Source organism: Arthrobacter sp. H5 (assembly GCF_000520595.1).
Lineage (GTDB): Bacteria > Actinomycetota > Actinomycetes > Actinomycetales > Micrococcaceae > Arthrobacter_D.
The window spans coordinates 55,324-80,232 of the sequence record NZ_KI914978.1 but is presented as its reverse complement, the minus strand read 5'-3'; the positions used below and the strand labels follow the sequence as shown (position 1 = coordinate 80,232).

At 63.2% G+C, this 24,909-nt stretch carries 26 protein-coding genes, 4 tRNA genes and 1 riboswitch; of the genes, 14 read left to right on the top strand and 16 right to left on the bottom strand.

Annotation, left to right across the window (positions count from 1 at the left end):
• Positions 1–31: 31 nt before the first annotated feature.
• The 8 genes from Y708_RS0102165 to Y708_RS0102130 all read right to left on the bottom strand — a co-directional run bounded on the left by Y708_RS0102165 (position 32) and on the right by Y708_RS0102130 (position 8,577).
• Positions 32–907, bottom strand: coding sequence for a shikimate dehydrogenase (locus Y708_RS0102165; RefSeq protein ID WP_028278642.1), 876 nt, complete (start codon positions 905–907; stop codon positions 32–34).
• 1 nt (position 908) lies between these two features.
• Positions 909–2,132, bottom strand: coding sequence for an endolytic transglycosylase MltG (mltG, locus tag Y708_RS0102160; protein WP_028278641.1), 1,224 nt, complete (start codon positions 2,130–2,132; stop codon positions 909–911).
• Complete coding sequence (gene ruvX / locus Y708_RS0102155; RefSeq protein ID WP_275451096.1) at positions 2,129–2,671, bottom strand: Holliday junction resolvase RuvX; 543 nt, start codon at positions 2,669–2,671, stop codon at positions 2,129–2,131. Before ruvX ends, mltG begins: the two co-directional genes overlap by 4 nt.
• 59 nt (positions 2,672–2,730) lie before the next feature.
• On the bottom strand, positions 2,731–5,412 hold the full coding sequence (gene alaS, locus Y708_RS0102150; RefSeq protein ID WP_028278639.1) for an alanine--tRNA ligase: 2,682 nt from the start codon (positions 5,410–5,412) through the stop codon (positions 2,731–2,733).
• A gap of 60 nt (positions 5,413–5,472) precedes the next feature.
• Positions 5,473–5,700: a DUF6167 family protein gene (locus Y708_RS0102145; RefSeq protein ID WP_253905659.1), complete on the bottom strand. Its 228-nt coding sequence runs from the start codon at positions 5,698–5,700 to the stop codon at positions 5,473–5,475.
• Positions 5,701–5,749: 49 nt separating this feature from the next.
• Positions 5,750–6,124, bottom strand: coding sequence for a DUF948 domain-containing protein (locus Y708_RS0102140; RefSeq protein WP_028278637.1), 375 nt, complete (start codon positions 6,122–6,124; stop codon positions 5,750–5,752).
• A 167-nt stretch (positions 6,125–6,291) separates the two neighbouring features.
• Complete coding sequence (gene rpsD / locus Y708_RS0102135) at positions 6,292–6,918, bottom strand: 30S ribosomal protein S4 (RefSeq protein WP_028278636.1); 627 nt, start codon at positions 6,916–6,918, stop codon at positions 6,292–6,294.
• A 270-nt stretch (positions 6,919–7,188) separates the two neighbouring features.
• Positions 7,189–8,577 (bottom strand): replication-associated recombination protein A, encoded by a 1,389-nt coding sequence (locus tag Y708_RS0102130; RefSeq protein WP_028278635.1) that lies wholly within the window; start codon positions 8,575–8,577, stop codon positions 7,189–7,191.
• Positions 8,578–8,649: 72 nt separating this feature from the next.
• Here Y708_RS0102130 and Y708_RS0102125 point away from each other — a divergent pair, with 72 nt between their 5' ends.
• Complete coding sequence (locus Y708_RS0102125) at positions 8,650–9,288, top strand: acVLRF1 family peptidyl-tRNA hydrolase (protein ID WP_028278634.1); 639 nt, start codon at positions 8,650–8,652, stop codon at positions 9,286–9,288.
• Between the two features lie 16 nt (positions 9,289–9,304).
• On the opposite strand, the gene rpe is transcribed toward Y708_RS0102125, so the two are convergent.
• The 5 genes from rpe to Y708_RS0102100 all read right to left on the bottom strand — a co-directional run bounded on the left by rpe (position 9,305) and on the right by Y708_RS0102100 (position 14,004).
• A complete protein-coding gene (gene rpe, locus Y708_RS0102120) occupies positions 9,305–9,964 on the bottom strand; it encodes a ribulose-phosphate 3-epimerase (protein WP_028278633.1) in 660 nt (219 codons plus the stop codon).
• A 31-nt stretch (positions 9,965–9,995) separates the two neighbouring features.
• Positions 9,996–11,492 (bottom strand): RsmB/NOP family class I SAM-dependent RNA methyltransferase, encoded by a 1,497-nt coding sequence (locus Y708_RS0102115; RefSeq protein WP_035774995.1) that lies wholly within the window; start codon positions 11,490–11,492, stop codon positions 9,996–9,998.
• Positions 11,489–12,406, bottom strand: coding sequence for a methionyl-tRNA formyltransferase (fmt, locus tag Y708_RS0102110; protein WP_028278631.1), 918 nt, complete (start codon positions 12,404–12,406; stop codon positions 11,489–11,491). The genes Y708_RS0102115 and fmt overlap by 4 nt, the downstream gene beginning before the upstream one ends.
• Positions 12,403–13,023: a peptide deformylase gene (gene def / locus Y708_RS22340; RefSeq protein WP_051478448.1), complete on the bottom strand. Its 621-nt coding sequence runs from the start codon at positions 13,021–13,023 to the stop codon at positions 12,403–12,405. The genes fmt and def overlap by 4 nt, the downstream gene beginning before the upstream one ends.
• Before the next feature lie 87 nt (positions 13,024–13,110).
• Positions 13,111–14,004, bottom strand: a complete 894-nt coding sequence (locus tag Y708_RS0102100) for a hypothetical protein (RefSeq protein WP_028278630.1) — start codon at positions 14,002–14,004, stop codon at positions 13,111–13,113.
• Between the two features lie 213 nt (positions 14,005–14,217).
• On the opposite strand from Y708_RS0102100, the gene Y708_RS0102095 reads away from it, so the two are divergent.
• The 4 genes from Y708_RS0102095 to Y708_RS0102080 all read left to right on the top strand — a co-directional run bounded on the left by Y708_RS0102095 (position 14,218) and on the right by Y708_RS0102080 (position 14,634).
• Positions 14,218–14,291: transfer RNA gene (locus Y708_RS0102095), tRNA-Gly, on the top strand.
• Between the two features lie 55 nt (positions 14,292–14,346).
• A tRNA-Cys gene (locus tag Y708_RS0102090) sits at positions 14,347–14,420 on the top strand.
• A gap of 38 nt (positions 14,421–14,458) precedes the next feature.
• Positions 14,459–14,530, top strand: a tRNA-Val gene (locus Y708_RS0102085).
• A 30-nt stretch (positions 14,531–14,560) separates the two neighbouring features.
• A tRNA-Gly gene (locus Y708_RS0102080) sits at positions 14,561–14,634 on the top strand.
• 51 nt (positions 14,635–14,685) lie between these two features.
• On the opposite strand, the gene Y708_RS0102075 is transcribed toward Y708_RS0102080, so the two are convergent.
• A complete protein-coding gene (locus Y708_RS0102075; protein WP_028278629.1) occupies positions 14,686–15,000 on the bottom strand; it encodes a DMT family transporter in 315 nt (104 codons plus the stop codon).
• Between the two features lie 14 nt (positions 15,001–15,014).
• Positions 15,015–15,087, bottom strand: a riboswitch (guanidine-III (ykkC-III) riboswitch).
• 143 nt (positions 15,088–15,230) lie between these two features.
• Here Y708_RS0102075 and Y708_RS0102070 point away from each other — a divergent pair.
• Positions 15,231–15,479: an antitoxin gene (locus tag Y708_RS0102070; protein WP_028278628.1), complete on the top strand. Its 249-nt coding sequence runs from the start codon at positions 15,231–15,233 to the stop codon at positions 15,477–15,479.
• Between the two features lie 123 nt (positions 15,480–15,602).
• Here Y708_RS0102070 and zapE read toward each other — a convergent pair whose 3' ends face one another.
• Positions 15,603–16,637: a cell division protein ZapE gene (gene zapE / locus Y708_RS0102065; protein ID WP_028278627.1), complete on the bottom strand. Its 1,035-nt coding sequence runs from the start codon at positions 16,635–16,637 to the stop codon at positions 15,603–15,605.
• A gap of 235 nt (positions 16,638–16,872) precedes the next feature.
• On the opposite strand from zapE, the gene Y708_RS0102060 reads away from it, so the two are divergent.
• Together Y708_RS0102060 and Y708_RS0102055 are read left to right on the top strand one after the other, a co-directional pair.
• Positions 16,873–17,775 carry a sulfurtransferase gene (locus Y708_RS0102060; RefSeq protein WP_028278626.1) on the top strand — a complete coding sequence of 301 codons (903 nt, stop codon included), beginning with the start codon at positions 16,873–16,875 and terminating at the stop codon, positions 17,773–17,775.
• 45 nt (positions 17,776–17,820) lie between these two features.
• Positions 17,821–18,267 carry a SufE family protein gene (locus Y708_RS0102055; protein ID WP_028278625.1) on the top strand — a complete coding sequence of 149 codons (447 nt, stop codon included), beginning with the start codon at positions 17,821–17,823 and terminating at the stop codon, positions 18,265–18,267.
• Here Y708_RS0102055 and Y708_RS0102050 read toward each other — a convergent pair.
• Entirely contained in the window at positions 18,240–19,505 is a 1,266-nt protein-coding gene (locus Y708_RS0102050; RefSeq protein WP_028278624.1) for an alpha/beta hydrolase family protein, read from the bottom strand. The two genes, Y708_RS0102055 and Y708_RS0102050, sit on opposite strands and share 28 nt — an antisense overlap.
• A 103-nt stretch (positions 19,506–19,608) precedes the next feature.
• Between Y708_RS0102050 and Y708_RS0102045 the strand changes: the two genes are divergently transcribed.
• From Y708_RS0102045 to Y708_RS0102020, 6 genes are all read left to right on the top strand, one after another.
• Positions 19,609–20,100: a hypothetical protein gene (locus Y708_RS0102045; RefSeq protein ID WP_028278623.1), complete on the top strand. Its 492-nt coding sequence runs from the start codon at positions 19,609–19,611 to the stop codon at positions 20,098–20,100.
• Positions 20,101–20,114: 14 nt separating this feature from the next.
• A complete protein-coding gene (msrB, locus tag Y708_RS0102040) occupies positions 20,115–20,564 on the top strand; it encodes a peptide-methionine (R)-S-oxide reductase MsrB (RefSeq protein WP_028278622.1) in 450 nt (149 codons plus the stop codon).
• A gap of 205 nt (positions 20,565–20,769) precedes the next feature.
• Positions 20,770–22,128 carry a DUF6421 family protein gene (locus tag Y708_RS0102035; protein WP_155853645.1) on the top strand — a complete coding sequence of 453 codons (1,359 nt, stop codon included), beginning with the start codon at positions 20,770–20,772 and terminating at the stop codon, positions 22,126–22,128.
• Positions 22,125–22,871 carry an SDR family NAD(P)-dependent oxidoreductase gene (locus tag Y708_RS0102030; RefSeq protein WP_028278620.1) on the top strand — a complete coding sequence of 249 codons (747 nt, stop codon included), beginning with the start codon at positions 22,125–22,127 and terminating at the stop codon, positions 22,869–22,871. The genes Y708_RS0102035 and Y708_RS0102030 overlap by 4 nt, the downstream gene beginning before the upstream one ends.
• 26 nt (positions 22,872–22,897) lie before the next feature.
• On the top strand, positions 22,898–23,971 hold the full coding sequence (locus Y708_RS0102025; RefSeq protein ID WP_028278619.1) for a threonine aldolase family protein: 1,074 nt from the start codon (positions 22,898–22,900) through the stop codon (positions 23,969–23,971).
• Positions 23,972–24,028: 57 nt separating this feature from the next.
• Entirely contained in the window at positions 24,029–24,667 is a 639-nt protein-coding gene (locus tag Y708_RS0102020; protein WP_028278618.1) for a DUF3000 domain-containing protein, read from the top strand.
• Positions 24,668–24,909 lie beyond the last annotated feature (242 nt).

Sequence of the window (24,909 nt, the reverse complement as noted above, 5' to 3'; positions counted from 1 at the left end):
CGTCCAATCCTGCCACGACGGGCGTGGCCGTTCAGCGCCGGGGAGCACCCACAGCGTCACACATCACATTTATGACGGCGGATTCGGAGGTGAAAGCGTCCCCGGCGAAGAGCCGGACCTGCTCCACTGCTTGATAGATCAACATCTCCAGCCCGGGAACAATGATTCCACCCCGGTCTTCCCATCCAGACGCAAGTGCGCTGGGCCACGGTTCATATGCGACGTCGAGCAGTATCTGTCGGTCGAATAAGTCTCCCATGAAGTGCGCTGCGAGCTCATCGGCGCCGTTGGGCGGGAGCGTTGAAATAACGAGGTCAGCCGTAGACAGCAGCGCCGCTGCCTGCTCCCAGGAATGGAGCGAAACCTCAAGGCCCAGCCGGTCCGCCACCGCGGTGAGGCCACCCGCGCGCGAGGTGGAGCGCATACACACATCGACAAAATTCGCGCCGAGCGCCTGCATCGCCGCCATAGCCGCGGCCGCGGTGCCGCCCCCGCCCAGGATGACTCCCCGGGAGATCAGGGTGGCGCCTGCATGCCTGACCGCGTTGACAATACCCGCGACGTCGGTGTTGTGGCCTGCCAGTCGGCGTTCGCCTTCGGCATTCCAGCCAGCCGTCACGGTATTGATCACGCCGATGTCCGCTGCGCTGCCCAGCATCCCGTCCACGTACGGGATGGCCGCGGCCTTGTGCGGCATGGTTACCGACAGTCCGCACCAGGTTGGGTCGGAGCGAATTTCAGCCATCAGTCCCCCGAGGTGGCCCGGCGGCACATCGAAGGCATCATAGCCGCAGTCGAATCCCAGCTCGCGGTAGGCAGCCCGGTGCAGAGCGGGGGATTTGGAATGGGAGATCGGGTGTCCTGTTACGCCCGCCCTGAACCGGGCGGACGGTTGGGACAAAGCCAATCTATTCGCACCTGCCGGGATTGTCAGCACACCACGCCTGATACTCAGCCACGTAACGGCTGTGCTCCGCCAGTGTTTCGGTGAACACGGTCTCCCCAGTGTCCAGGTCTACAGTCACCCAATAGTAGAAAGGCACATCAGCGGGGTTGACCGCGGCGTCGATGGCCTCCGCGCTTGGCGAACCGATGGGACCAACCGGGAGACCCGGAATGGCATAAGTGTTGTACAGGTTTGATTCGTCGGCCTTCTCCTCGTCGGTGAGGTTATAGCTCTTGCGTCCCAGCCCGTAAGTCACCGTGGCATCCGACTGGATGAGCCCGTTCGTCTCAGTGTTGTCGGGGCCAAGACGGTTCATGATGGCACCCGCCACCTGCGGATAGTCGGCCTGCCCCGCCTCCGCCTGAACTATGCTCGCGATGGTCAGGATGCGGTACTGCTCCGCCGGCTCGGTGACCCCGGCCTCTTCCAGTTGCGCCATGGTGTTGTCCACCATCTGCTGGATGACTTGGGCCGCTGACACATCCAGGTCAAAACGGTATTCCCCGGGATAGAGGTAACCCTCCAGGCTTGGCGCTTTCGCCGGAATACCGAACTGCGTTGGATCCTCGGTGAGCGATTCGAACTCCTCCCGCGGGATGCCCGTTGATTCGGCAAGGATGTCCAGGACTTCACCCTGCCGCAGGTCGCGTGCCACCGCGGCGTAATGCACTTGGGAATCCTCCGTGTTCAGCAGCGCCAGTGCAGCATCCTCGGAAGTCATTTGGTTCAACATGTCATAGTCGCCGGGTTGTATCTCCCGCCCGTCGGCCACCGCGGACAGTGCAGCCAGGAACTCACCGGAATCGGCCACGATGTCCTGCTCGGCAAGCTGGTTGCCGATCAGCAGCGGACCAGCACCTTCCTCAACGGTGAACACCACGGAGCCATTGCCTGGCCCCGCATAGTCGGTAATCTCGCCCACACCGAGCAGGTCCCGCAGGAACAAGGAAATCGCCACAACTACACCGATAAATCCAAGGACGACGACGAGCATCACTATGGTGCGGCGGCGCCGGCGGCGCTGACGGATCTTTGACGGCCTACGGGTGCGGCGGGACGGCAGGTCTTCTTCGAAGAACTGCTCTACCGGCACCGGATGGGTTGAATAGTGGTCGTCGAGGAAATCATCGGGGTGCTGGTCGGCTCCGTGTCCGGCAGCCGGGGACGGTGGATGTCGATGGCTCACGGTGCCCCGTCCTCTCCGGCTCGTTGAATCTGCGAAATGTCTGGCTCCTCCATAGCGGTGGGCGGAACACCTTGTGAGCGTTCCTGCCTTCGGACGACGACCGGCTCCCCCACGTCCCGTCCGCGCGAACGTTGCATGTCAATGGCATGTTGGAGTATTTCGACAGCTGCCACCTGATCTACCACCTTACGATGTTCACGGGTATTCAAGCCAGCCTGCCGCAAACTCCGGTGAGCAGAAACCGTGGAAAGCCGCTCATCCACCAGGCGAACGGGCACATCCATCCCGGCTTTGGCCAAGGCATCGGCCAGGAGAAAAGCATAATCCCGGGCCATCCGGCTCGACGCGGACTCGGAGCCGCTCAGGTTGCGGGGCAGACCAACAAACACTTCCACCGCGGCGCGATCCCGGATATCCCGGACAAGCAGGCGGAGGTCGGAATTCTTCTTCGGATCCCGGCGGACGGTGTGCACGGGCATGGCCATCAGCCCATCCGCATCACTTGCCGCCACCCCCACCCGCACCATTCCAACGTCCACTCCGACCTTGACACCCCGAGGCAAGGTGGTGCCGGATCCGTTGACCGCTTCCTTGCCGTTCAGCGGGTTGCCAGTGCAGAGCGGATGGCTTCAAGCGCCGCTGGAACCTGGGCGGCGTCCGATCCGCCGCCCTGAGCCATGTCATCCTTGCCGCCCCCGCCTCCGCCCAGCACACCGGCGGCCAGCCGAACAAGTGCTCCGGCCTTCACGCCTGCCTGCCTGGCGGCGTCGTTCACCACCACGAGGACCACCGGCCGGTCGTTGCTCACACCGGCGGCAACCACCACCGAGGCACCCGCGCCCAGGCGGCCGCGCAGGTCCAAGGCGAGTGTTCTAAGCTCATCCGCACCACCCACGGCGCCGGCGTCGTGCGCAATCAACCTGACCCCATCAATATCCACGGCGGTTCCCACAAGTGCGCCCGCGGCGGCTGTGAGTTGCTCTTTCCGCAGCCGGTCGAGCTCTTTCTCAGCAGTCTTCAGCTTGTTCAACGTGGCCGACAGACGCTCAGGCAGCTGCGCCGACGGCACCTTGAGCATTTCGGAGAGTTCGGTGACCAATGCACGCTCCGCTGCCAGATGCCGGAAGGCGTCCATGCCAACAAACGCCTCGACGCGCCGGTTACCCGAGCCGACGGACTGCTCGCCGAGCAGGGTCAGGCTGCCAATCAACGACGTCGATTCAACGTGCGTTCCTCCGCACAGCTCGCGGGACCATTCGCCATCGATTTCCACCACCCGGACGGAGTCACCGTACGCTTCGCCGAACAGGGCCGTCGCGCCGAGGGCTTTGGCTTCGCTCAACGGCATGACCTTGGTTTCAACACTGTGGTTGCTGCGGATCGCGAGATTGGACACTTCTTCGATCTCGGACTTCGCTGCTGTGCTGATTCCTTCGCCCCACGCGAAGTCGAACCGGAGGTATCCCGCCTTATTGAATGATCCACGCTGCAGCGCTTCGGGACCGAGGATCTGGTGCAGCGCCGCGTGGACGATATGTGTACCGGAGTGTGCCTGCTCCCCGGCGTGCCTGCGCTGCCGGTCGACCGATGCGGTCACAGCTGCACCGCTGGGAACTTCCCCCTCGCGGACTTTGGCGTGGTGGACGCTTAAGCCCTTGACCGGGCGCTGGACATCGAGCACCTCGACAACAAAACCGTTGCCGGTGATCAGTCCGACGTCTGCAGCCTGGCCGCCTGACTCGGCATAGAACGGCGTTCGGTCGAGGATGAGTTCAATCTCCTCGCCCTGGCCCGCAACGGGCACCGACACGCCGTCACGAACGATGCCACTCAGCACAGCGTCGCTGGTCAGTTCGTCATAGCCGGTGAACACTGTCTGGCCGGACGCGAGCAGCTCATTGAAGACCGACAGGTCCGCATGCCCGCCCGCCTTCTTTCCCTTGGCATCAGCCTGTGCCCGCTGCCGTTGCTCCAGCATGAGCGCACGGAAACCCTCGGCATCCACGTGAAGCCCAGCCTCTCCCGCCATCTCCAGGGTGAGGTCGATGGGGAACCCGAACGTGTCGTGGAGAGCAAAGGCGTCCTCGCCCGAAAGGGGGTGTCCCCCGGCCTTGGACTCCTTCACTGCTTCCTCGAGTCGGGCGGTCCCGGAGGCGATGGTGCGCAGGAATGACTTTTCCTCCGCATAGGCGATGCGGCTGATGCGCTCGAAGTCCCGTTCGACCTCTGGGTAAACGCCCTTCATGGCGTCGCGGGAAACCGGCAGAAGGTCGGGCAGGCATGCCCTCTCCACTCCGAGCAGCCGCATGGCGCGCACGGCACGGCGGATCAGGCGGCGCAGCACGTAGCCGCGGCCCTCGTTGGAGGGGCTCACACCGTCGGACATCAGCATGAGGGAGGAACGGATGTGGTCGGCGACCACACGCATCCTGACGTCGTTCACATGGTGCAGGTCTTCGTTTGATTCGGCGCTGGTGTATTCCTTGCCGGAGAGTTCGGCGGCTTTGTCAAGGACCGGGCGAACCTGGTCGGTCTCATACATGTTCTCGACGCCCTGAAGCACCATCGCGAGCCGTTCCAGCCCCAGGCCGGTGTCGATGTTCCGCTTGGGCAGCTCGCCCGCGACGTCGAAGTCTTCCTTGCTGCGCACTGCAGACAACTGGTACTGCATGAAGACAAGATTCCAGATTTCCACGTACCGGTCTTCATCGGCGGCAGGGCCACCTTCCACGCCGTAGGCCGGTCCGCGGTCGTAGAAGATCTCCGAGCAGGGACCGCCGGGGCCGGGTTGACCCGTGTTCCAGTAGTTGTCTTTGTTTCCAAACTTCTGGATGCGTTCCACCGGGAAGCCGACGGCGTCGCGCCATAGGGCGAGGGCTTCGTCGTCGTCCTGGTAAACCGTTACCCAGAGTTTCTCCGGGGGAAGCCCAAAGCCGCCACCCTCCACGTCCGTGGTCAGCAGTTCCCACGCCATCCGGATGGCGTCTTCCTTGAAGTAGTCCCCGAAGGAGAAGTTGCCGCACATCTGGAAGAACGTTCCATGGCGGGCGGTCCTGCCCACTTCCTCGATGTCACCGGTCCTGATGCACTTCTGGATGCTGGTTGCCCGGTCCCAGGGAGCAACCTCGCGGGCAGTGAGGTACGGAATGAAGGGGACCATCCCTGCCACCGTGAACAGCAGCGACGGGTCATTCGAAACAAGCGACGCGGACGGCACCACGGTGTGACCACGGCGTTCGAAAAAGTCGAGCCAGCGGCGGGCGATCTCCTGGGACTTCATGGGTGTGATCCTTCGTGTGGTGCGTGGCGCAGCGCGGAATGGGCTCGCGGCGTGCAGGGGCTATCGGATGTTGTCAGCGTCAACGCCGAGTGCCGAGCGGAGGTCGGTCTCGCGCTCCTGCATCCCCGAACGTAATGCGTCGGCGAAATCGGCGATGCTGTCGGAAACCTGGGCGACGGCCCGGTTCAAGCCGGCCGGACCCAATGCTGATTTCGCTTCGGTCACCCTGCGGACTGCAATGACACCAATGGCAACACCGGCTGCCATCCAGAGAACTCGCTTAATCATGGATTTCCTCAGGTTGTAGTACTGGCGGTGATGTGGGGCTTACGACAGGTCAGCGGCTGCGTCGGCGGCGGGCGGGCTTTTGCCGGCTGGCAATCGCGGTCCTCACGCCGTAGGAAAAAGCAGCCACCTTGATCAGTGGGGCGCCGACGGTCGCGGCGACCAGAGAGGACAATGCTGAAATGTTGGCTGACGCATCCGAGACGTTCGACGTGATTCCGTCAACGTTTTTTAGCTGTTGGTGTGTTGTGCTGACGGTGCTCGTTACCTCTTCGATGAGCGGCGTCGTCTCATCACTCACGGATCGGATGGCCTGGCGCAACTCGTCAAAGACCTTACCGAGCTTCCACACCGGAATGGCCAGCAGAGCCACCAGTACGGCAAATACACCGGCGGCAATGAGCCCGGCGATATCTCCACCTGACATGGACGGTATCTCCTCTGAACGGATTGTATGTTTGTTCGCTTGCGCAGCATCCGCCGCGCTGGTTCCCTATGTACCTTACCTACTCGAAAGAGCCCGCGGCGTGTGCCACGGGCTCTGTCGAGGAACGCTTCAGTTATGCAGCACCGCCGTGGTCGGCAGTGGCTTCTTTAGCGTGCGTAGTATTCCACCACAAGCTGCTCTTCGCAGGTTACGGGAACCTCGGAACGCTTGGGCCGGCGAATAAGGCGTGCCTGGAGCTTGTCCAGCTGAACCTCGAGGTAACCGGGAACGGCAGGCAGGACGTCGCGGTGTGCACCGGCCGCGGCAACCTGCAGGGGATCCATCTTTTCGCTGCGGCTGTGTACGTGGATGAGCTGCCCTTCGGCAACCCTGAAGGACGGACGGTCAACGCGGGCGCCGTCCACCATGATGTGGCGGTGCACTACGAGCTGACGCGCCTGCGCACTTGTGCGGGCGAACCCTGCACGCAGCACCAGTGCGTCCAAACGCATTTCGAGAAGTTCGATGAGGTTTTCACCGGTCAGGCCCTTGGTGCGGCGGGCTTCCTCGAAGACGCGGGTCATCTGCGCTTCACGGATGCCGTACTGGGCGCGCAAACGCTGCTTTTCGCGGAGGCGTACCGCGTAGTCGCTGTCTTGCTTGCGGCGTGCACGACCGTGCTGTCCGGGAGCGTACGGGCGGCGCTCCAGGTACTTCTCGGCCTTAGGGGTCAGGGCAATACCGAGGGCACGCGAAATGCGGACCTTCCGGCGGGCACGTGTGTTGTTAGCCACGTTAACCTTTCACTGTGATTTCTGCGGCAAAGCAGCTCTTGGCGCCATCGGCGCAAAGGCACTTTCTTTGTGTTGCTGGCCTCCACGTTCGGAGAGCCGGAAGGGGCCGCTTTCCGGTACTACAGTACGTAGTCGACACACACACTTCTCCAGCGAATATCCGTTACAGCATCATTGATCTGAAATACAGTCACGTGAATACCGTCACGGCATGCGGGTTGGAGGCGCATTCGATACGACTTGCCAGTCAACCCACAATGCTAGCAGGAATCAGCCGTTGCGGATAATGCCGCGCAGCCGCTCAAGCCGTACGGCAATTGCCCGCTCCGCGCCGTACTCCGTGGGTTCATAGTAGTCAGTGTTGACGAGGTCGTCCGGCGCATACTGCTGAGCGGCCACACCGTGCGGTGCATCGTGCGAATACAGGTATCCCTTGCCGTGGCCCAGCTGTCCCGCGCCTGGATAGTGCGCGTCCCTCAGGTGCGCAGGTATCCCCTGCCCGCGGCCCGCCCTGACGTCGGCAACGGCTGCATTTATTCCGTTGTACGCCGCGTTGGACTTTGGTGCGGTGGCAAGGTGGACAACAGCCTGTGCAAGGATGATGCGGCCTTCGGGCATCCCCACCAGTTGGACGGCCTGCGCCGCGGCCACCGCTGTCTGCAGCGCGGTTGGGTCCGCCATTCCCACGTCCTCAGACGCTGAAATCATTAACCGCCTCGCCACAAATCGCGGGTCTTCCCCCGCTTCCAGCATCCTGGCGAGGTAATGCAGTGCAGCGTCCACATCCGATCCCCGGAGAGACTTGATAAAGGCACTCGCCACGTCATAGTGCTGGTCACCGGCCCGATCGTAACGCAAGGCCGCAACGTCCACGGCCTTCTCCGCATGAACAAGCTCGACCCGCACGGGTCCGCCGTCTACGCCTGTTCCAGACTGCGCCACACCCGCGGCAGCCTCCAGGGCTGTCAGCCCGCGCCGTGCGTCTCCTGCCGCAAGCCGAACCAGATGCTCCAGCGCGGCCTCGTCCAACTCAACTGCCCCGGCCAGTCCACGATCATCCCGGACAGCGCGGCGCAGCAGGTCCGCGATGTCTTCAGCGGTCAGCGGCTTCAGCGTCTGCAGCAGGGAGCGCGACAGGAGGGGTGACACCACTGAGAAGGAAGGATTCTCTGTGGTGGCGGCGATCAGCACCACCCAGCCGTTCTCCACGCCTGGGAGCAACGCATCCTGTTGCGCCTTATTAAAGCGATGGATCTCGTCGAGAAAGAGCACCGTGGTGGTGCGGTGCAGGTCCCGCGAGGTCAACGCCTCATCCATCACCCTCCGCACGTCCTTGACACCCGCGGTGATGGCGGACAGCTCCACAAATTTGCGTCCCGAACCGCGGGCAATCACATGCGCCAGTGTGGTCTTCCCAGTTCCAGGGGGACCCCACAGAATTACCGAGGTGGGCGCGGATCCCGGGGGCACGTCAGCGCCGCCGGCGAGCGTCCGCAGGGGTGAACCAGGACCGAGGAGATGCTGTTGCCCAACCACCTCCTCCACAGACCGAGGCCGCATTCGGACCGCAAGTGGACTCCGGGGCCGGCCCGGGGTGCCGCCGGGCGCGGCGTCGTCGTCATCCCACTCGTCACTGCTCACGCTGAATAGGTCATTCACACAGCCAAGGCTACTGTGAACCTCTGACGTACGAGGTACTGCCCGTTGGGCGCTCACGGCAAGGAGGAACCGGTGGCAGACAACCGACAGGTTCTGGTGCCGCCGGAGCGGCTGGAGGGCTGGGTTCGCCGGTTCGGTGAACGCAATGGCCCGTTTGACGTTGAAAACGGGCCCGACGGCGTGACCCTCACGGCAGAGAACGGCTGTACCGCCATGCTCACGCCGCCGTGGCCGGGTGACGATGGGCCCGTATCCGATCCCCTTGGAGCGCTCCTGAGTAACGCCGCCGCACCCCGCGTCATCGGACTGCTGCTGATCAGGCGCGGTGGCTACGCCGTCGGAGTGGCAGCAGGTGGCACGCTGACTGCGTCGAAGACGGGCACCAAATACGTACAGTCCCGCACGGCCGCCGGCGGATGGTCCCAGCAACGCTTCGCCCGCCGACGGTCCAACCAGGCTGACGCACTGGTGGATGCTGCCGTCAGCAAGGCGGCAGAGATCTTCGCGGGCCATTCCATCGACAGCATCCAGTTGGGCGGCGACCGCACGCTGACCACCAACGCGCTCGGGTCGGACCTGCTGGCCAACTACGCGCAGGTCACGAAACTGCCTTTCCTGGTGGTGCCGGATCCCCGTCTGGCCGTGCTCCGGCAGGCCGCGGTGGATGCGCGGTCCATCCGCGTCGACATCACGGGGATACCGGTGAGCTGAGAGCGTCCAGCGGAACCTAAGCGCCTGCTGCGGCCTTTCGGAGCCGCGCGATGGCCGCTTCAGGGTCGGCATCCCCGTAGACAGCCGATCCGGCCACGAATACCGTTGCGCCCGCTTCCGCAGCACGCACAATCGTTTCTTCGGTGATTCCCCCATCCACCTGAATGGCAACGGAAAGGCCTGAGCCACGGACAGCATCTGCGGCCCGCCGGATCTTTGGCAGCGTCATTTCCAGGAAGGACTGGCCACCGAATCCGGGCTCCACTGTCATGATCAGGAGGAGATCCAACTCAGGCAGCATGTCGAGGTAGGGTTCCACCGGGGTGGCAGGACGCAGCGCCATTCCGGCTTTTGCGCCGTTGCTGCGAAGCTCGCGCGCAAGCCGGACGGGTGCCGCTGCCGCTTCGGCATGGAAGGTCACGGAGGAAGCGCCTGCTTCCGCATAGGCGGGAGCCCAGCGGTCGGCGTCGTCGATCATGAGGTGAATATCAACTGCAACGGGACTGACCGCCAGGATTCTCTTGACCACCGGAAGACCGAGCGTCAGGTTGGGGACAAAACTGTTGTCCATGACATCAACGTGAACGGCATCCGCTGTCCGGATCCGGCCCAGCTCGGATTCAAGGTTGACGAAGTCGGCGGAAAGGATGCTGGGGTTGATACAGCACGTCATCAGGCACTCCTTGGGACTATCGGGGTTGTCGGGTTCAGCGCTGGCGGTGGATGAGCGCAAGGAACATGGCGTCCGTGCCGTGGACGTGCGGCCACAGCTGGGCTGTGGAGCCGTTTCCGGCAGCCAGACCGCCGTCGAGGCTTGCCTTGTCCAGAGCCGCACCGGCGTCGAGCAGCCGGAAGTCATCCCGGCCGCGCAGGCAGTCCTGGACCACAGCGGTGGTTTCGGCGGGATGCGGCGAACACGTCACGTACGCGACCACACCGCCTGGTTTGACTGTGTCAAGGGCCGCCTGCAGTAGGCTCCGCTGCAGCGGACCGAGCAGTGCAAGGTCGGAGGGCTGCCGGCGCCAGCGCGATTCAGGGCGGCGGCGAAGTGCGCCAAGTCCCGTGCAGGGTGCATCCACCAGGACCCGGTCAAATCCGTCCGGATAGTCCTCGGCAATATCCTGTCCATCACCGACGCGGACCGACCACGCTGCCGGGTCAACCGGACGGAGCGCCTGCCGCACCAGCTGCGCGCGATGGGCGGCCGGCTCATTGGCCACCAGGACGTTACCCTGCTGCGCAGCAATGGCCGCGAGCAAGGCCGCTTTGCCGCCCGGCCCGGCACACATGTCCAGCCAGGTCTGGCCGCCGCTTCCGCCGCCGTCGACCTCCACCAAAGCCAGTGCCCGCGCCACAAGTTGGGACCCGGCGTCCTGGACCCTGGTGGTACCGGTTCGGATACCCTCTAAACGGCCAACGTCGCCGGACGCGAACAGTGCCGATTCCGGGGCCAGGGTGCCTGGTTTCGCCCCCGTCGCGAATGCCTCGTCCAGGGATCCAATGCCCGGCAGCGCAACGAGGTTGACTATCGGGGCGGCGTTGTCCGCGGCGAGCAGACTGTCGATCTCGTCCGCGCTGCGGCCATGTGTCACAAGGCCCTGTCGAAGGGCACGCACAATCCACTCAGGGTGGCTGTGCGTCAGCGAACTGATCCGGGTCGCATCCGACAGGCCACCGGTCAGTTCGGCGGTCCACTCGGCGAGCGACCGGACAGATACTTTCCGCAACACCGCATTGATAAGCGACGACGGTCCGGCGCCGATCACAGCCCGCGCCAATCCGACCGTCTGGTCCAAGGCTGCGTGGGGAGGCACCCGCATAGCGAGCAGTTGGTGTGTGCCGATCCGGAGCGCATCGAGAATCGCCGGGTCAAGTTGATCGAGCGGCCGGTCCACACAGCGGGTCAGAATGGCGTCATATGTGCCCTGACCACGAAGGGCGCCGTACGCCAGTTCCGTTGCAAACCCTGCGTCCTGCTTCTGCAGCCGGTGCTTTCGGATGCTGCTGGGAAGCACAAGGTTTGCATAGGCGTCATCTTCGGCGACGGCGCGAAGAACTTCGAAGGCCACAAGCCTCGCGGGATCAGCCCGGCGCGTCCGTTGTGCCGGTGCCGCGGCGGAGAACTGACGCGCTCCCGTGCGGTTGCGCTCACGGCCCTGCTCGTTTCGCCGGCGACCGCCGCGCTGTCCTTTATCCGATGTCACGTGAATATCAACTCCTGATTTGCGGCGCCTCGAATCCAATCCGCAGCGTCCATCATCCTGCGCCCTGAGGGCTGGATCAAACCCAGTTCGACCGCGCCGGATCCCGTGCCCACCACAACGCGCCTTCCACTGGTTTCCACTGCTCCGGGCCGTAGCTCCGTGATCTCGGGCCGCGGTGTCACGGGTCCCAGCTTGACCCGCTCGCCGTCGAGCAGTGTCCATGCGCCGGGTTCGGGAGTGACACCGTTGATGCGCCGTCGCACAGCCACAGCGGGCTCCTGCCAACGGATCCGTCCGTCCTCAAGTGTGAGCTTCGGCGCAAGAGACACGGCGCCCTGTTGGGTCACGGGATGTGCGCGCCCCTGGCCGATGGCATCGAGCGTCTGCGCAAGGAGAACGGCTCCACTGTGGGACAGTCTCTCCAGGAGCACGCCGCTGGTATCGGTCGGCAGAACCGTTTCGGTGACGGATCCAAATACCGGCCCGGTGTCCAAACCTTCTTCGAGCAGGAACGTCGACGCACCGGTGATGTCATCGCCGGACATGAGCGCGTGCTGGACAGGTGCTGCGCCACGCCATGACGGAAGGAGCGAAAAATGCAGGTTGACCCAGCCATGGATCGGGAGATCCAGCGCTTTCCCGGGGACAATCCCGCCATAGGCAACGATGGCCGCAACGTCGGGCGTGTAGGAAGCGATGAGATCGATCACGCGGACATCGATCCGGTTTCCCTTAATAACGGGGATTCCCAGCCGTTCGGCCGCCGCGGCGACCGGGCTGGGCGTGAGAACTTTCTTTCGGCCGACCGGAGCGTCCTCACGGGTCAGCACGGCGCACACCGTAAAGCCTGCGCGCAGAAGCTCTTCCAGGGATGGAACAGCCACCTGCGGCGTACCTGCGAAGATTAGTTTCATTGGAAGTTCCCGCCCGTACGGACTTGCTGATGCCGCCGGCCCGGGCCGGCAGACGATGGCCCGGCACTTGAGGTGAAGCTGGATCCCGTGGACTGCGCCCGCTCAGCTGCCGTGCGGAACGCTACGCTGCTGTATTCCGCACTTCGGATGGCACGCATGGCCGCCCTGCGGTGATCACCATCCAGCCGGTCGATGTAGAGACGCCCGTCCAGATGGTCTGTTTCGTGTTGGAAGCACCGCGCGAGGACGCCGGTTGCCGGAATTTCAAGCGGCACGCCAAAACAATCAACACCCCGCACCACTGCTTCCCGGGCCCGGTCAAGAGGAAACCCAAGACCCGGAACAGACAGACAACCCTCGTCATGGTCCGTTTGCTGCTCCGCACCCATCTCAAGAACCGGGTTCACCACGTGGCCCAATACGCCGTCGACATTGTAGGTAAAGATCCTCAGCCCCACACCCACCTGCGGCGCCGCTAACCCAGCCCCCTGAACATCCTGCATGGTCTCGACCATGTCCTCAACAAGCCGTGCAGTGCCAGGACCAAACTCTGTCACCTCAGCGGCCCTCGTGCGCAGGACGGGGTCGCCGATGATCCTGATGCTTAATACGGTCATGCCGGGAGGAATCCTTAAACTCGTGCCGTTGGGGCGGAATGCGCCCCCAGCCATTCTAGGCGCGGGAAGTGCGCAGCCGGACCCGGCTCAGCTGCTGTGCGCGGTTACCGGTCCGGCGGAATGAGTACCCACAGGCGGCGGAGGGGGCGGCACGGCAAGCAGGGCACGCCCTGCGCCCGAAGCAGCAATGCCAGCTTCCCAGCAGCGCCTCAGCGCGCAGAACCTGGACCAGTGGTGCCTGAGGACCTCGGGGTTGGCCCTCATCGCCCGCACTTCGGTCTGGCCAACAGCCACACCCAGCAGAATGAGATCATTTCCGGAGCGCCAGGGCTCCCAGGTTCCCGCATGCGGGTCAACCAGACTCTCCTGTGCCTTCATGCCGGCCACCAGTTGCATGACCACCTTGTCATCCATTTGTTTGACACCGCCATCGCGATCGGTGCCCTTAGTCTTGAAGTCCAGAATGCACAGCCGCCCACCGATGGTTGCCACGAGGTCCAATGTGCCCGCATACCCCAGTTCCGCGTTCCAGACTGTGATCTCCGGCGCGATGGGCCGCACCTGGTAGAGGTCCCACCATTCGTCGAACCGAAACGCGAAGTCCTCTTCCCCGTGTTCGGACAGGGCCAGCCTGGCCTCCTCGACCAGGTGCGCACGGTCCAAAGCCCGCAATGCCACCTGCTCACAGTAGAAGTGCACCCGGGTGCCGCGCTCCGCAGCGCTGTCCCGGTAACGGTCCGCTGCCCTCGAGGCTTCCTGAATGACGCTTCGAAGCTTGGCTGGATCACCGATGGATGCCGGCAGCCGTGTGTCCTGCGCAAGTGAGTTCGCGGCCATATAGCCAAACCAGCCGTTGAGTGACGACGGTGAAGGCGCCTGCGAGATCACCGTGGTGATGGACGGCACCGCAGGCGGCTCGGTGACGGAACGGGAATACATCCGCCCGTGCTCGGTGGCGTGGGCAAGCAGAGGCTCAGTCATCCGTCCAGTGTGTCACCCCGCACTGACAGTCACGGCTGCCCGTCTCATCGCACAAAGTTCCACCGCGCGTTTCGCAGGGTCAAATAGGCGCGCCGGGGGTTGCCCGGATTGGACGAACCCCAAATCCTCCTATATTGTTTTTACTCGTTGGAGAGCGCGAAACCGCGCCGTAATTTGCCAAAAAATTGCGGCGTCAGCGTGAACATTCCTTCTGCGGACGTAGCTCAGCTGGCTAGAGCACCACCTTGCCAAGGTGGATGTCGCGGGTTCGAATCCCGTCGTCCGCTCGCAAGTCACTGTATGAGCTGGTATCGGCCAGCGGTCCTGCATTATCGGGGTCACGGTGGGGTGGCCGAGAGGCGAGGCAGCGGCCTGCAAAGCCGTTTACGCGGGTTCGAATCCCGTCCCCACCTCCAGTAAGGTGAAGGCAGCCGAGGTTTGACACACGGTTTCCGGGCGATTGGCGCAGCGGTAGCGCGCTTCCCTGACACGGAAGAGGTCACTGGTTCGATCCCAGTATCGCCCACTCAAAGCGCCTCGTAAGAGGCGCTTTTTCGCGGACGTAGCTCAGCTGGCTAGAGCACCACCTTGCCAAGGTGGATGTCGCGGGTTCGAATCCCGTCGTCCGCTCCGAAAAAGATCAGCCGCTGCGGGAAATGATCCACCGCCCGTGGGCCGCTCCTAGTGAATGAGCTTGAGTCCCACAACGCATGCCACAATCCCAAGTACCAGCAGCACCTTAATCAGCGAAGCGGCCTCGCCGTCGAAGATCATCGCGTAGGCCACGGTCAATGCTGCTCCGATCCCCACCCACACGGCGTAAGAGGTGCCAACCGGCAGGGTCCGCATCGACCAGGCCAGACCAGCCATGCTCAGAATCAACCCGATACCGAAGATCACGCTGGGCCACAGCTTGGTAAAACCCTCAGATTTCCCCAACGCGGTGGCCCAGACGGCCTCGAGTACGCCAGATACAACAAGCACAATCCATGCCATGACAGTCTCACTCCTGAGCGCCGTCTTTTCGCTGATCGGGTACGGCGCACCTCGTCCGGGTGCCTTCTGGCTCCATTAAGGCTGTCACATCTGCGCGCGGGCGGCAATCCGGCGGCGCAGGCAGCGCTCTCGGCAGAATCACAGGTGAAACCATGGCCACTCGTAACCACCGGCGCCTAAGATGTAATGCGGAGGGAACAACAGGTTCCCGGATAAGAAGGGAGGTGCCTGTGTCTGTATTTGACGGGCTCAAAGGCAAGGCCGAAGTCCTGAAGGGCAAGGCAGCCGGACTGGTGGGCGAGCATTCGGAGAAAATCAAGGACGGCATCGGGCACGCTGGCAATTTTGTTGACAGCAAGACCGGTGGCAAGTATTCCGGCAAGATCGACTCCGCGCAGTCCAAGGCCTCCGATCTGGTCGACAAAGTCGACCGTGACGAAGACAACCGACCGGTTGACCCCTACAGGCCCTCCGCCTAGCAGCCTTTAGCACGACAAGGAGGTGCCGGCCCTGCCGCGAGGCAGGGCCGGCACCTTTGTCGTATGCCCAGGTGATGCGCGAGTTTCCAATGTGCCGCCTGCGGTGTAGCTCCAGGCCAATGCCTAGTTTGAAGCCGGACCGCCCTGCCGGGCCAGTGCGGTCAGCCGGGACACGGCGCGGTGGTACTTCTTCATGAAGCCGCCGGACATCATCTCCGGGGTAAAAAGCTCGCTGAACGGCACGCCGCTCGCTATGACGGGCACGTCCCTGTCATACAGACGGTCAGCGAGCACCACAAAGCGCAACGCAACAGCCTGCTCGGTAATGGTCCCGACATTGTGCCAGGCAACTATTTCCACTCCCTCGATCAGTTGGCGGTAGCGGCTCGGGTGCACTCCCGCCAGATGGTTAACCAGATCATCAAAATGGTCCTCGGCTACGGTGGTCTCGTGCGGCACTGCCCTGATTCGCCGGCGAAGCTCCGGATCGCTCAGCGGCGCCGGCGCATCGGGGAGTCCCCGGTGCCGGAAGTCCTCTCCGTCAATGCGACTTACCTCGAACTGGTCTGACAGAACCTGGATCTCGCGTTGGAAGTCGACCGCGGCGAACCGTCCATCGCCAAGTGATCCGGGGAGGGTATTGGACGTGGCTGCAAGCTTCACCCCCGCGTCGGCGAGTTCCCGCATCAAGCGCGACATCAGGACGGTGTCTCCCGGGTCGTCAAGCTCAAACTCATCAATGCACACCAGCTGGTAGCCGCTGAGTGCCTCCACTGTCCGGCGGAATGACAGGGCGCCCACCAGATTGGTGTACTCGACAAAGGTTCCAAAGGCCTTTCTGCCCTCCGTTGCGTGCCACAACGATGCCAGCAGGTGGGTCTTCCCCACTCCAAAGCCGCCGTCAAGGTAGATGCCGGCCTTGGCCGTCGGCCGCTTGGCCCCGAAGAGCCTGCGAAACCCGGACGGGACCGGTACATTGACTTCTCCGGCAAAGGCCCGCAGTGCCTTGACCGCGTGTGCCTGAGACGGCTGACCGGGATCCGGCCGGTAGCTGTCAAAAGACACCGAGCCAAACCGGGGAGATGGGAAAAAGCCATCGAGAAGCTCATCGACAGAGACCTTGGGCGTGCGCTGCGTCAAGTGCTCGATAGTTGCCACGATTCAGGCCGTCTCTCTTGGTGGAAGGTTGCGGGTTGACCTGCTCTCGCCCGGCTGTGCCCGCTAAGCAAAGCAAGAATACGCCACCGTGGTGGTCCCCAGGGCGTCTAGTGACCCACCGCACACGGTCATTGTGGCCTTCCGTGACCTTTCCGGAAGCAATCGATCGGCTGCATGGTTAGGCTGGGTGAGGACGACCATGGTCACTATTGTCTTAGCTGAAAGGGCGCCACGGATGAGTGTTGCAACAGATCCCCACAAGAAGTTCGCCGCTTACGCACACCCCGAGCGGTTGGTATCGACCGACTGGCTCGCGCAAAACATTGGAACCCCCGGACTGGTGGTGGTCGAGTCCGACGAGGACGTACTACTGTACGAGACGGGGCACATTGACGGTGCAGTCAAGATTGACTGGCACACGGACCTCAATGACGAGGTGGCCCGGGACTACGTTGACGGTGAAGGTTTTGCGCGGTTAATGTCTGCGAAGGGTATTTCCCGCGATTCAACCGTGGTGATCTACGGGGATAAGAGCAACTGGTGGGCCGCCTATGCGCTGTGGGTGTTCACCCTGTTCGGACACGAGGACATACGCTTGCTGGACGGCGGCCGCGACAAGTGGATTGCGGAGGGCCGGAGCGTCAGCACTGACACACCACAGCCTGCGGCAACTGATTATCCAGTCATCGAGCGCAACGACGCACCCATTCGGGCCTATATGACCGACGTTCTGCAGCACTTCGGCAATCCACTGATCGATGTGCGCTCGGTTGACGAGTACACCGGCGCACGCACCCACATGCCTGCCTACCCTGAGGAGGGCGCCCTGCGTGGCGGTCATATTCCCTCTGCGGCCTCCGTGCCGTGGGCGCGTGCTGCCGCCGAGGACGGAACGTTCCGCAGTCGCGACGAGTTGGACGCCATCTACCGGGGCGAAGCCGGCTTGAAAGACGGGGACGACGTCGTTGCCTACTGTCGGATCGGCGAACGTTCCAGCCACACCTGGTTTGTGCTCCAGCATCTCCTCGGGTTCCAGCATGTCCGCAACTACGACGGCTCCTGGACCGAGTGGGGCAACGCGGTGCGGGTCCCGATCGCCAAGGGCGACGCACCCGGCGAAGTACCAGCCCGGGCGTAGCATTAACCACAAGCCATCCGACAAACACTTTCAAGGATCACAACCGTGGAGACAACCGCAATACCTCAGCAGCTGGCGGAGATCGTGGACGATTTCCAGGCGTTGGACGAGCCCGACAGGCTGCAGTTGCTACTTGAATTTTCGCGGGGACTCCCGGAGCTCCCGGAGCGTTTCCGGGAGCATCCGGAGCTCCTGGAGCAGGTGGTGGAGTGCCAAAGCCCCCTGTTCCTGACACTGGAGTTTGCGCCTTTGCCGGAACGGATTGTATCGCTGTACTTTTCGGCACCGCAGGAAGCTCCCACAACCCGTGGATTTGCCGGCGTACTGCTCGAAGGCCTGAACGGGTTGCCTGCGGCGGAAATTCTGGCCGTACCGGACGATGTGCCGGAGCGGCTTGGGCTGACCCGGGCCATCACGCCGCTGCGCATGCGTGGAATGGCAGCCATGCTAGGCCGGATCAAACGTCAGATCCGTGAATCCCCCGCCGCCTGAGTCCACTTTCCCGGCGACACCCGGCCAAGCAGTGTGCGTGAAAGCCACGACGCAACCGTTCGCTCCCATCGGACCGGGTCCACATTCCACTCCTTGGTGTGCCGGGCCCGGTGAAACCGCTCAAAGCTGACAAATCCCGGATTCTTTTCGGCCAGCTCCGCTGACGGACCCACCGGGACAAACTCATCGTCCTCACTGTGCACAATGAGGGTGGGGATTCTCAGCTGGTCCGCCCGTGCAACCCAGTTCATACTCTTGAGGTCCAGGGGTGCGGCGAGCCCGGTCACTTTCCGCCCGGTGTCGTTGGACAACAACCACTGTCCAAGCCTTCCGACGGGAGCGGGAATACGGTTCAGCCGGGCATGGTAGGCCAGGACCTCAATCCAGTTGACTACAGGGCCGTCCAGCACCAGCGCACCAATCCGGCCGCGATGCCGGGAGAGGTCGGCGGTCTGCAGGCAGATGGCTCCCCCCATGGACCAGCCGAACAGCACAATATCTTCCGCACCATGACCCAGTGCGTAGTCCACTGCCGCCTCGATGTCCTGCCACTCGGTCATTCCGAGTCCATACCTGCCGTCCGGCGCGTAGGGTGCTTCGCCGTCGTTCCGGTAGGAAACCAGCAGACTGGTCATGCCCAGCGAACGGGCTGTGCGAACCGCCCGCAGGCCTTCGGTGCGCTGCACTCCCCTGCCGTGAACCATGATTGCCCAGGTGGTGGACGGAGCCTCCGCGCGGATGAGCCAGGCCGGGGCCGCTCCTCCGTGAACGGGGATTTCCACCTGCTCGTTGGCAAAACCAAGCGCGGACGGCGTGGGGTAGACGGCTCCGCTCCACCATCCCCTGGTGGCGTGACGCAGCTCTCCTGTATAAACAGCCTCGACCTCACGCTGAACAGTTCCCTCCCGGGGTACGTAGGAGCGGATCGCGCCAATGCGCGCGTGTCCGGCGCCGCCGTCGAAATAGAGACTGTAGGTGCCCTCCACCGTCGTGTCGTCATTGGCCGGAAGGATCACCTGCATACTGTCACCGGCACCGACCACTGCCAGAATCTCCAGGTTCTCGTCCCGCTTGCGGGCAGGGATCACCACTTGGCGTGCGAAATGCGCAGCGAGTGCCGAAGTAGCCGCGGCAACCGCCGAGGTACCCGCGGCACCGACGCCGATCCCAAGCGCAGTCCACTTGAGCCAGGGGACCGGGCTGCGGAGCGCAACTGATGCATCGGGATTCAACGGCATGCTCCATTCTTGCGCGGCAGCGGGTGCGTCGTCGACATTGGCGCTGTGGAGTGTCGGCGCGTGGCCCTAGGTGTGGGCCCCATCCCGCACTAGTCTGTGAGACATGGGCGAGACAATTGTGGTGTTGACGGAAGAAAGCCTGAATGAAACCGACGTGCGCAATCTGGTGTCACTATCGGGTGATCAGTCTGCACAGTTCCTTGTTCTGATACCCGAGGACCGGCATAAGAATATTCTCGGAGAGTTTTTCCACCATCTGAGCCTTTTTGAGTTCGCCGATGCGTTTCGGGAGCTCTCGCACGGGCAGCCCAGCGCGGAGGAGTCAAGGGTATCGGCCGATGCGGCGCTCGCTGCATCACTCGAGGCAGCCGCTTCCGCGGGACTGACTGCACACGGGCGGGTAGTAGGGGACAACGCCGTTGCCGCAATGGTGGATGCAGTCTCGGAGCTAGCCGCTGGGCAGGCGGTTGTGGTCACCAGGCCGCACGCAGTAGCCGACACATTTCACACGGATTGGGCAAACCAGGCCCAGGACAAGCTTGGTATCCCCGTACTCCATTTGTACTCGGGGTCGGGATTTATCGGCGACTCCTAGGCGTTGAAGAAACCATGAGCACATCTGAGAATGCATCTGAGACCACCCAGACCGCTGCTGCCGCGGACGCAGTGGAGAAAACGGAGGATCAATGGCGTGCGGAGCTGAGCCCGGCGGAGTATCACGTGCTGCGCCAGGCTGGAACCGAGCGTCCCTACACCGGCGAATACACTGACACCCACACCAAAGGGGTGTACCAGTGCCGGGCGTGTGGCCACGAGTTGTTCACCAGTAATGAAAAGTTTGATTCCCACTGCGGCTGGCCCTCCTTCTGGTCGCCTCTGGCCGAAGAGCGCGTCCGGTACATCCGTGACCGGGCAATGGGGATGGAACGGGTGGAAGTAAGGTGCGCCCGGTGCAACTCCCACCTGGGACACGTGTTCGAGGGTGAAGGCTACGGCACGCCTACCGACCAGCGGTATTGCATCAACTCAATCTCCATGAAGCTGGTGCCCGAGGAGTAGTCGAGCGAAGCTCAACCACGGCTTGGGCTGTCTCATCGACAGCACCCATTAAGCGCCAGAATATCTTATGCCCAGTGGTCTGAGTAGTAAGAATAACTGAGCCATTGCTACGCTCGAATCAGTAGAGGCAGCCGCGTGTCGGTCTGCCGGTCAACTGATGAAGAGAGAGCAGGTGGGGCATCCCATGACTCAGACAATCCAAGGTATGCTGGTACAAACAGTGTGGACTGACGCTCCGGAACAGCTCCGGTCGTGGTTAAGCCTGAAGGACGCCGCCTCCTCAATGCAGGCCCTGCAGGCCAAGGACGGCTCGGTTCCGGAAAGCGCTGATCATCACGCGGCGACGGCCCATGTGAAGGCCATCATCGAAGCGATCCACGAACTGGCCCCCGCTTTTCCCCACGACTCGGAGTACCTCTCCGCGCTGATCGTGGACTTCGGGCGATGGAAAGACGCCGGCCTGGGCACGCCGGACTTCCTGGACTCGCTGTTGAAATTCCAGCCACAAGTTGACCGCGTTGACGGCCGACGTCATCTGGTTGTCTTTCCGATGTACACCCAAAACGGCAGCAGCAACCGGCTGGTGGAAGCCGTGTTGCTCGAGGTCGTCTGGCCGGATTTCATTGCCGAACTCGAAGCCGGGGACTACTCCAACAAGCTGTTCGTTCCCATCCGCTTCCTTGACTTCACCGAGGGCTACAACACCAACTCCGCGGTCCTGTTCCCGGAGACGGTCGCAGTCCGTGAGACCCCGCAATTCACTTGGGGCGCTATTTTCGCCGATCGTGAGGCAGCGCGTTTCCGTCGTGTTGTTCGTGCCGCGGCGGATACCACCAAGCTCGACCTGCCTGATGAGGCACTCGAACTGCTGGCGGACCAGACGCTGGCCCAGGAGACGTTCGTCATGTGGGACCTTATCCATGACCGCACCCACATGCGCGGTGACCTGCCTTTTGACCCCTTCATGATCAAACAGCGCATGCCGTATTTTCTCTACTCGCTGGAGGAACTGCGCTGCGACCTTACCGCCTTCCGTGAATCGGTGCGCATCGCCAAGGACGAGAATGCGTCCGACGACGCCCGCCGCCACGCGCGCCTGGTCCAGTACGCGGTGATCTTCGACCGCATCTTCCGCTTTGCCATCACCGGGAGCAGGGTGCGCAATTACGACGGACTGGGCGGGCAGCTGCTCTTCGCCTGGCTGCACCAGAACCACGTTCTGCACTGGACGGACACCAAGCTGACCATTGACTGGGCGGAAATTCCCGGCGTCGTCATTGCACTTGGCGAGAGGATCGAGCAACTGTACTGGCGCTCCATCGACCGCCCTAAGACAGCACATTGGCTGGCTGCGTATCAACTCGTCTCCGAGACAGTTACACCAAATCCTGCGTCGGTGTGGGCGAAAGGCCCGGAGTCGCTGCCGCTCGACGGTCCCCCGCGCGGGCTGACCGATGCCGTGCTTGATGATGAATTTCCGCTGTCCATGTTTTTTGAAGCGCTCAACCGCAAACTGAAGCCGGTCATCGAGTCCACCGCTGGAATTACCGGGGACGCGGCATGAGCGATGCGGCGCAGGACCTCTCGGGCCTCACGATCGTGATTGCCGGAGCATCCAGTCCGGCTGGCATTGCCTGCGCCCGGCAGTTTGCCGGAGCCGGTGCACGGGTGGTGGCCGTCGGGTCCAATGCGGGGCGGTTGGAAGGTGCCTTGAGCGACGTCGACGGCGTGGTCTTGAAGACGTGTGACCTGAGCCAAGCCGAAGACGTCCAGAAGCTCGCGGCAGGTCTGCGGGAGGACCGGCTCATGCCTGATGGGCTAATCCATCTGGTAGGTGGCTGGCGTGGAGGCGATGGAATTGCCGGCCAATCCGATGGAGACTACGACTTCCTGCACCGTCAGGTGGTCACGACGTTGCGCAATACCAGCAGGGCGTTCCTGCCGGACCTCGCCGCCTCCACGCGGGGAAGACTCGCCATCGTCTCGGCAACCGCCGTGGACCGCCCCACTGCGGGCAATGCGTCCTATGCGGCCGTCAAGTCCGCTGCCGAGGCCTGGGTAAGGGCCATTGCAGATCAGTTCAGCCCGAGGCACAGCGGGAACGACGACGACACACCAGCCACTGCGGCGGCCTGCATTGTGGTGGTCAAGGCCCTCGTGGACGACGCGATGCGGGCAGGCAGCCCGGAACGACGCTTCCCCGGCCATACCGATGTGCGCCACGTAGCAACAACCATGGCCGGCCTGTTCACTGAGGACGCCGCAGCGCTGAACGGTCGCCGCGTGATGCTCGCCGATCTTCCCTGACAACCACGTAAGCGATACTGGATACCGTGACTGAAACCATCTCCACCCATACCTCCCTCCACGACTCCACCCTCCGGGGTTTTGCCTCGGACAACTACTCAGGTGTTCACACCGAGGTGCTTGCGGCCCTCGCGGCTGCCAACGGCGGCCACCAAACCGCCTATGGCGACGACGTCTACACCCAGCGCCTTCAAGAACTGATGCGCGGGCACTTTGGCGACGGCGCGCAGGCGTTTCCGGTCTTCAACGGCACCGGAGCCAATGTCCTGAGCCTGCAATCCCTGCTGCCGCGGTGGGGCGCCGTGGTTTGTGCTCAGAGCGCCCACATCAACGTGGATGAGAACGGCGCACCAGAGCGTGTGGGCGGCATCAAGCTCCTTCCGGTCCCCACTCCGGATGGAAAACTCACGCCGGAACTGATTGACCAAGAGGCCTGGGGCTGGGGTGATGAGCATCGGGCGCAGCCGCTCGCCGTGTCCATCACGCAGACCACTGAACTTGGCACTCTCTACTCGGCTGCGGAGATCCGTGCAATCGCCGATCATGTCCACGAACGCGGAATGTCCCTGCACATGGACGGTGCACGCGTTGCTAACGCTGCCGCAGCGTTGGACCTGCCTCTTCGCGCATTCACCCGGGACGCCGGCGTCGACGTCCTGTCTTTTGGCGGCACCAAGAACGGCCTCATGTTCGGTGAGTGCGTGGTTGTGCTGAACCCGGAGGCCGCTCAGGGGCTTGAGTACCTCAGGAAGATGAACATGCAGCTGGCCTCGAAGATGCGTTTTGTCTCGGCACAGCTGATCGCCTTGCTGGAAGGCGGACTATGGCTACGATCCGCAGCACATGCCAACGCCATGGCTGCCCGCCTCACAGCAGCGGTCAAGGACATCGAGGGCGTCCGCCTGACCCAGGAGACCGCCGCAAACGCCGTGTTCGCCGTCCTTCCCCCCGGAGCGGCTGACAGGGTCAGGGAGTCGTTCCGGTTCTATGACTGGGACCAAAAGACCGGCGAGGTCCGCTGGATGTGCTCGTTCGACACCACGCGTGAAGACGTTGATAACTTCGCTGCCGCGATCAGGCGCGAGGTGGCCGCCTCGTAACCGACCGGCCCGGCGTGCCTGCCGGGGCGTAAGCATCTTGTGGCATAGCCTTCCAAGGTGAGCGCAAAAGGCGACCTGTCACAGGTTCCTCCTGAATTCCTGAACGCACTGTCCGAGCTGCGCAGTGCGAAGTGCCGCAGCGAAATCCGGCTGGACGAAATCCCGGCGCCATCGCGTCTTGCACCCTTCGCAGTCGCTCTGGGTGCCGAGGTCTTTCGCGATGCACGCCCCGGCCGGTTGCCGGTCCATGGTCCCGCCATGGCGGCTTTCGCACAGGAAGAGCCCGAGGAACTGGCAACAGGCCGCTTCATTCTCCTCTATGATCCGGATGGTTCAGAAGTCTGGGACGGCAGTTTCCGGGTGGTGACGTACATTCGCGCCCAACTGGAGCCCGACATGGGCAACGACTCGCTGCTGGGTTCAGTCGCCTGGACCTGGCTGGTGGAAGCGCTGACCAACCACGGCGCCGGACACCGGGCGGCCGGAGGCACCGCCACCCGAATCCTCTCTGAGAGCTACGGCACGCTGGCCGACCGGGTTGACACCATTGACATCGAGCTTCGCGCGTCCTGGACACCTGACACCGACAGGATCCAGAACCATTTGGAAGCGTGGGCGGACATGGTGTGCACCTTTGCCGGGCTCCCACCACTTCCTGATGGGGTTGCGTCGCTGCCAAACCGCCGCCGGAACTAACCCGACGGAACTAACCCGACGGACTGACCCGCCGAAACCGGCAGCGCTGCGTGTGCCGTGCGGCCGGATAGACTGAAGCCATCATGACCCCGCAGAAACCTGAGCCCGACGTCGATACCGCAGGTGACAGCCCGGCCATTGAGGAGGCCCCCGCCCCGCTGCCGCTTCTCGATGAACCCCGTGATGGTGTACCGCTGGTTATTGATACGCAGGCGGGCCTGGAGCGGGCAGCAGCCGCACTT

Bases quoted from the DNA above. Each gene is read 5' to 3' on its own strand.
- alaS (WP_028278639.1), bottom strand. From the start codon at position 5,412: ATGAAGTCCCAGGAGATCGCCCGCCGCTGGCTCGACTTTTTCGAACGC.
- Y708_RS0102145 (WP_253905659.1), bottom strand. From the start codon at position 5,700: ATGATTAAGCGAGTTCTCTGGATGGCAGCCGGTGTTGCCATTGGTGTC.
- Y708_RS0102140 (WP_028278637.1), bottom strand. From the start codon at position 6,124: ATGTCAGGTGGAGATATCGCCGGGCTCATTGCCGCCGGTGTATTTGCC.
- fmt (WP_028278631.1), bottom strand. From the start codon at position 12,406: ATGAAACTAATCTTCGCAGGTACGCCGCAGGTGGCTGTTCCATCCCTG.
- def (WP_051478448.1), bottom strand. From the start codon at position 13,023: ATGACCGTATTAAGCATCAGGATCATCGGCGACCCCGTCCTGCGCACG.
- Y708_RS0102100 (WP_028278630.1), bottom strand. From the start codon at position 14,004: ATGACTGAGCCTCTGCTTGCCCACGCCACCGAGCACGGGCGGATGTAT.
- Y708_RS0102075 (WP_028278629.1), bottom strand. From the start codon at position 15,000: ATGGCATGGATTGTGCTTGTTGTATCTGGCGTACTCGAGGCCGTCTGG.
- Y708_RS0102060 (WP_028278626.1), top strand. From the start codon at position 16,873: ATGAGTGTTGCAACAGATCCCCACAAGAAGTTCGCCGCTTACGCACAC.
- Y708_RS0102050 (WP_028278624.1), bottom strand. From the start codon at position 19,505: ATGCCGTTGAATCCCGATGCATCAGTTGCGCTCCGCAGCCCGGTCCCC.
- Y708_RS0102045 (WP_028278623.1), top strand. From the start codon at position 19,609: ATGGGCGAGACAATTGTGGTGTTGACGGAAGAAAGCCTGAATGAAACC.
- msrB (WP_028278622.1), top strand. From the start codon at position 20,115: ATGAGCACATCTGAGAATGCATCTGAGACCACCCAGACCGCTGCTGCC.
- Y708_RS0102035 (WP_155853645.1), top strand. From the start codon at position 20,770: ATGCTGGTACAAACAGTGTGGACTGACGCTCCGGAACAGCTCCGGTCG.
- Y708_RS0102030 (WP_028278620.1), top strand. From the start codon at position 22,125: ATGAGCGATGCGGCGCAGGACCTCTCGGGCCTCACGATCGTGATTGCC.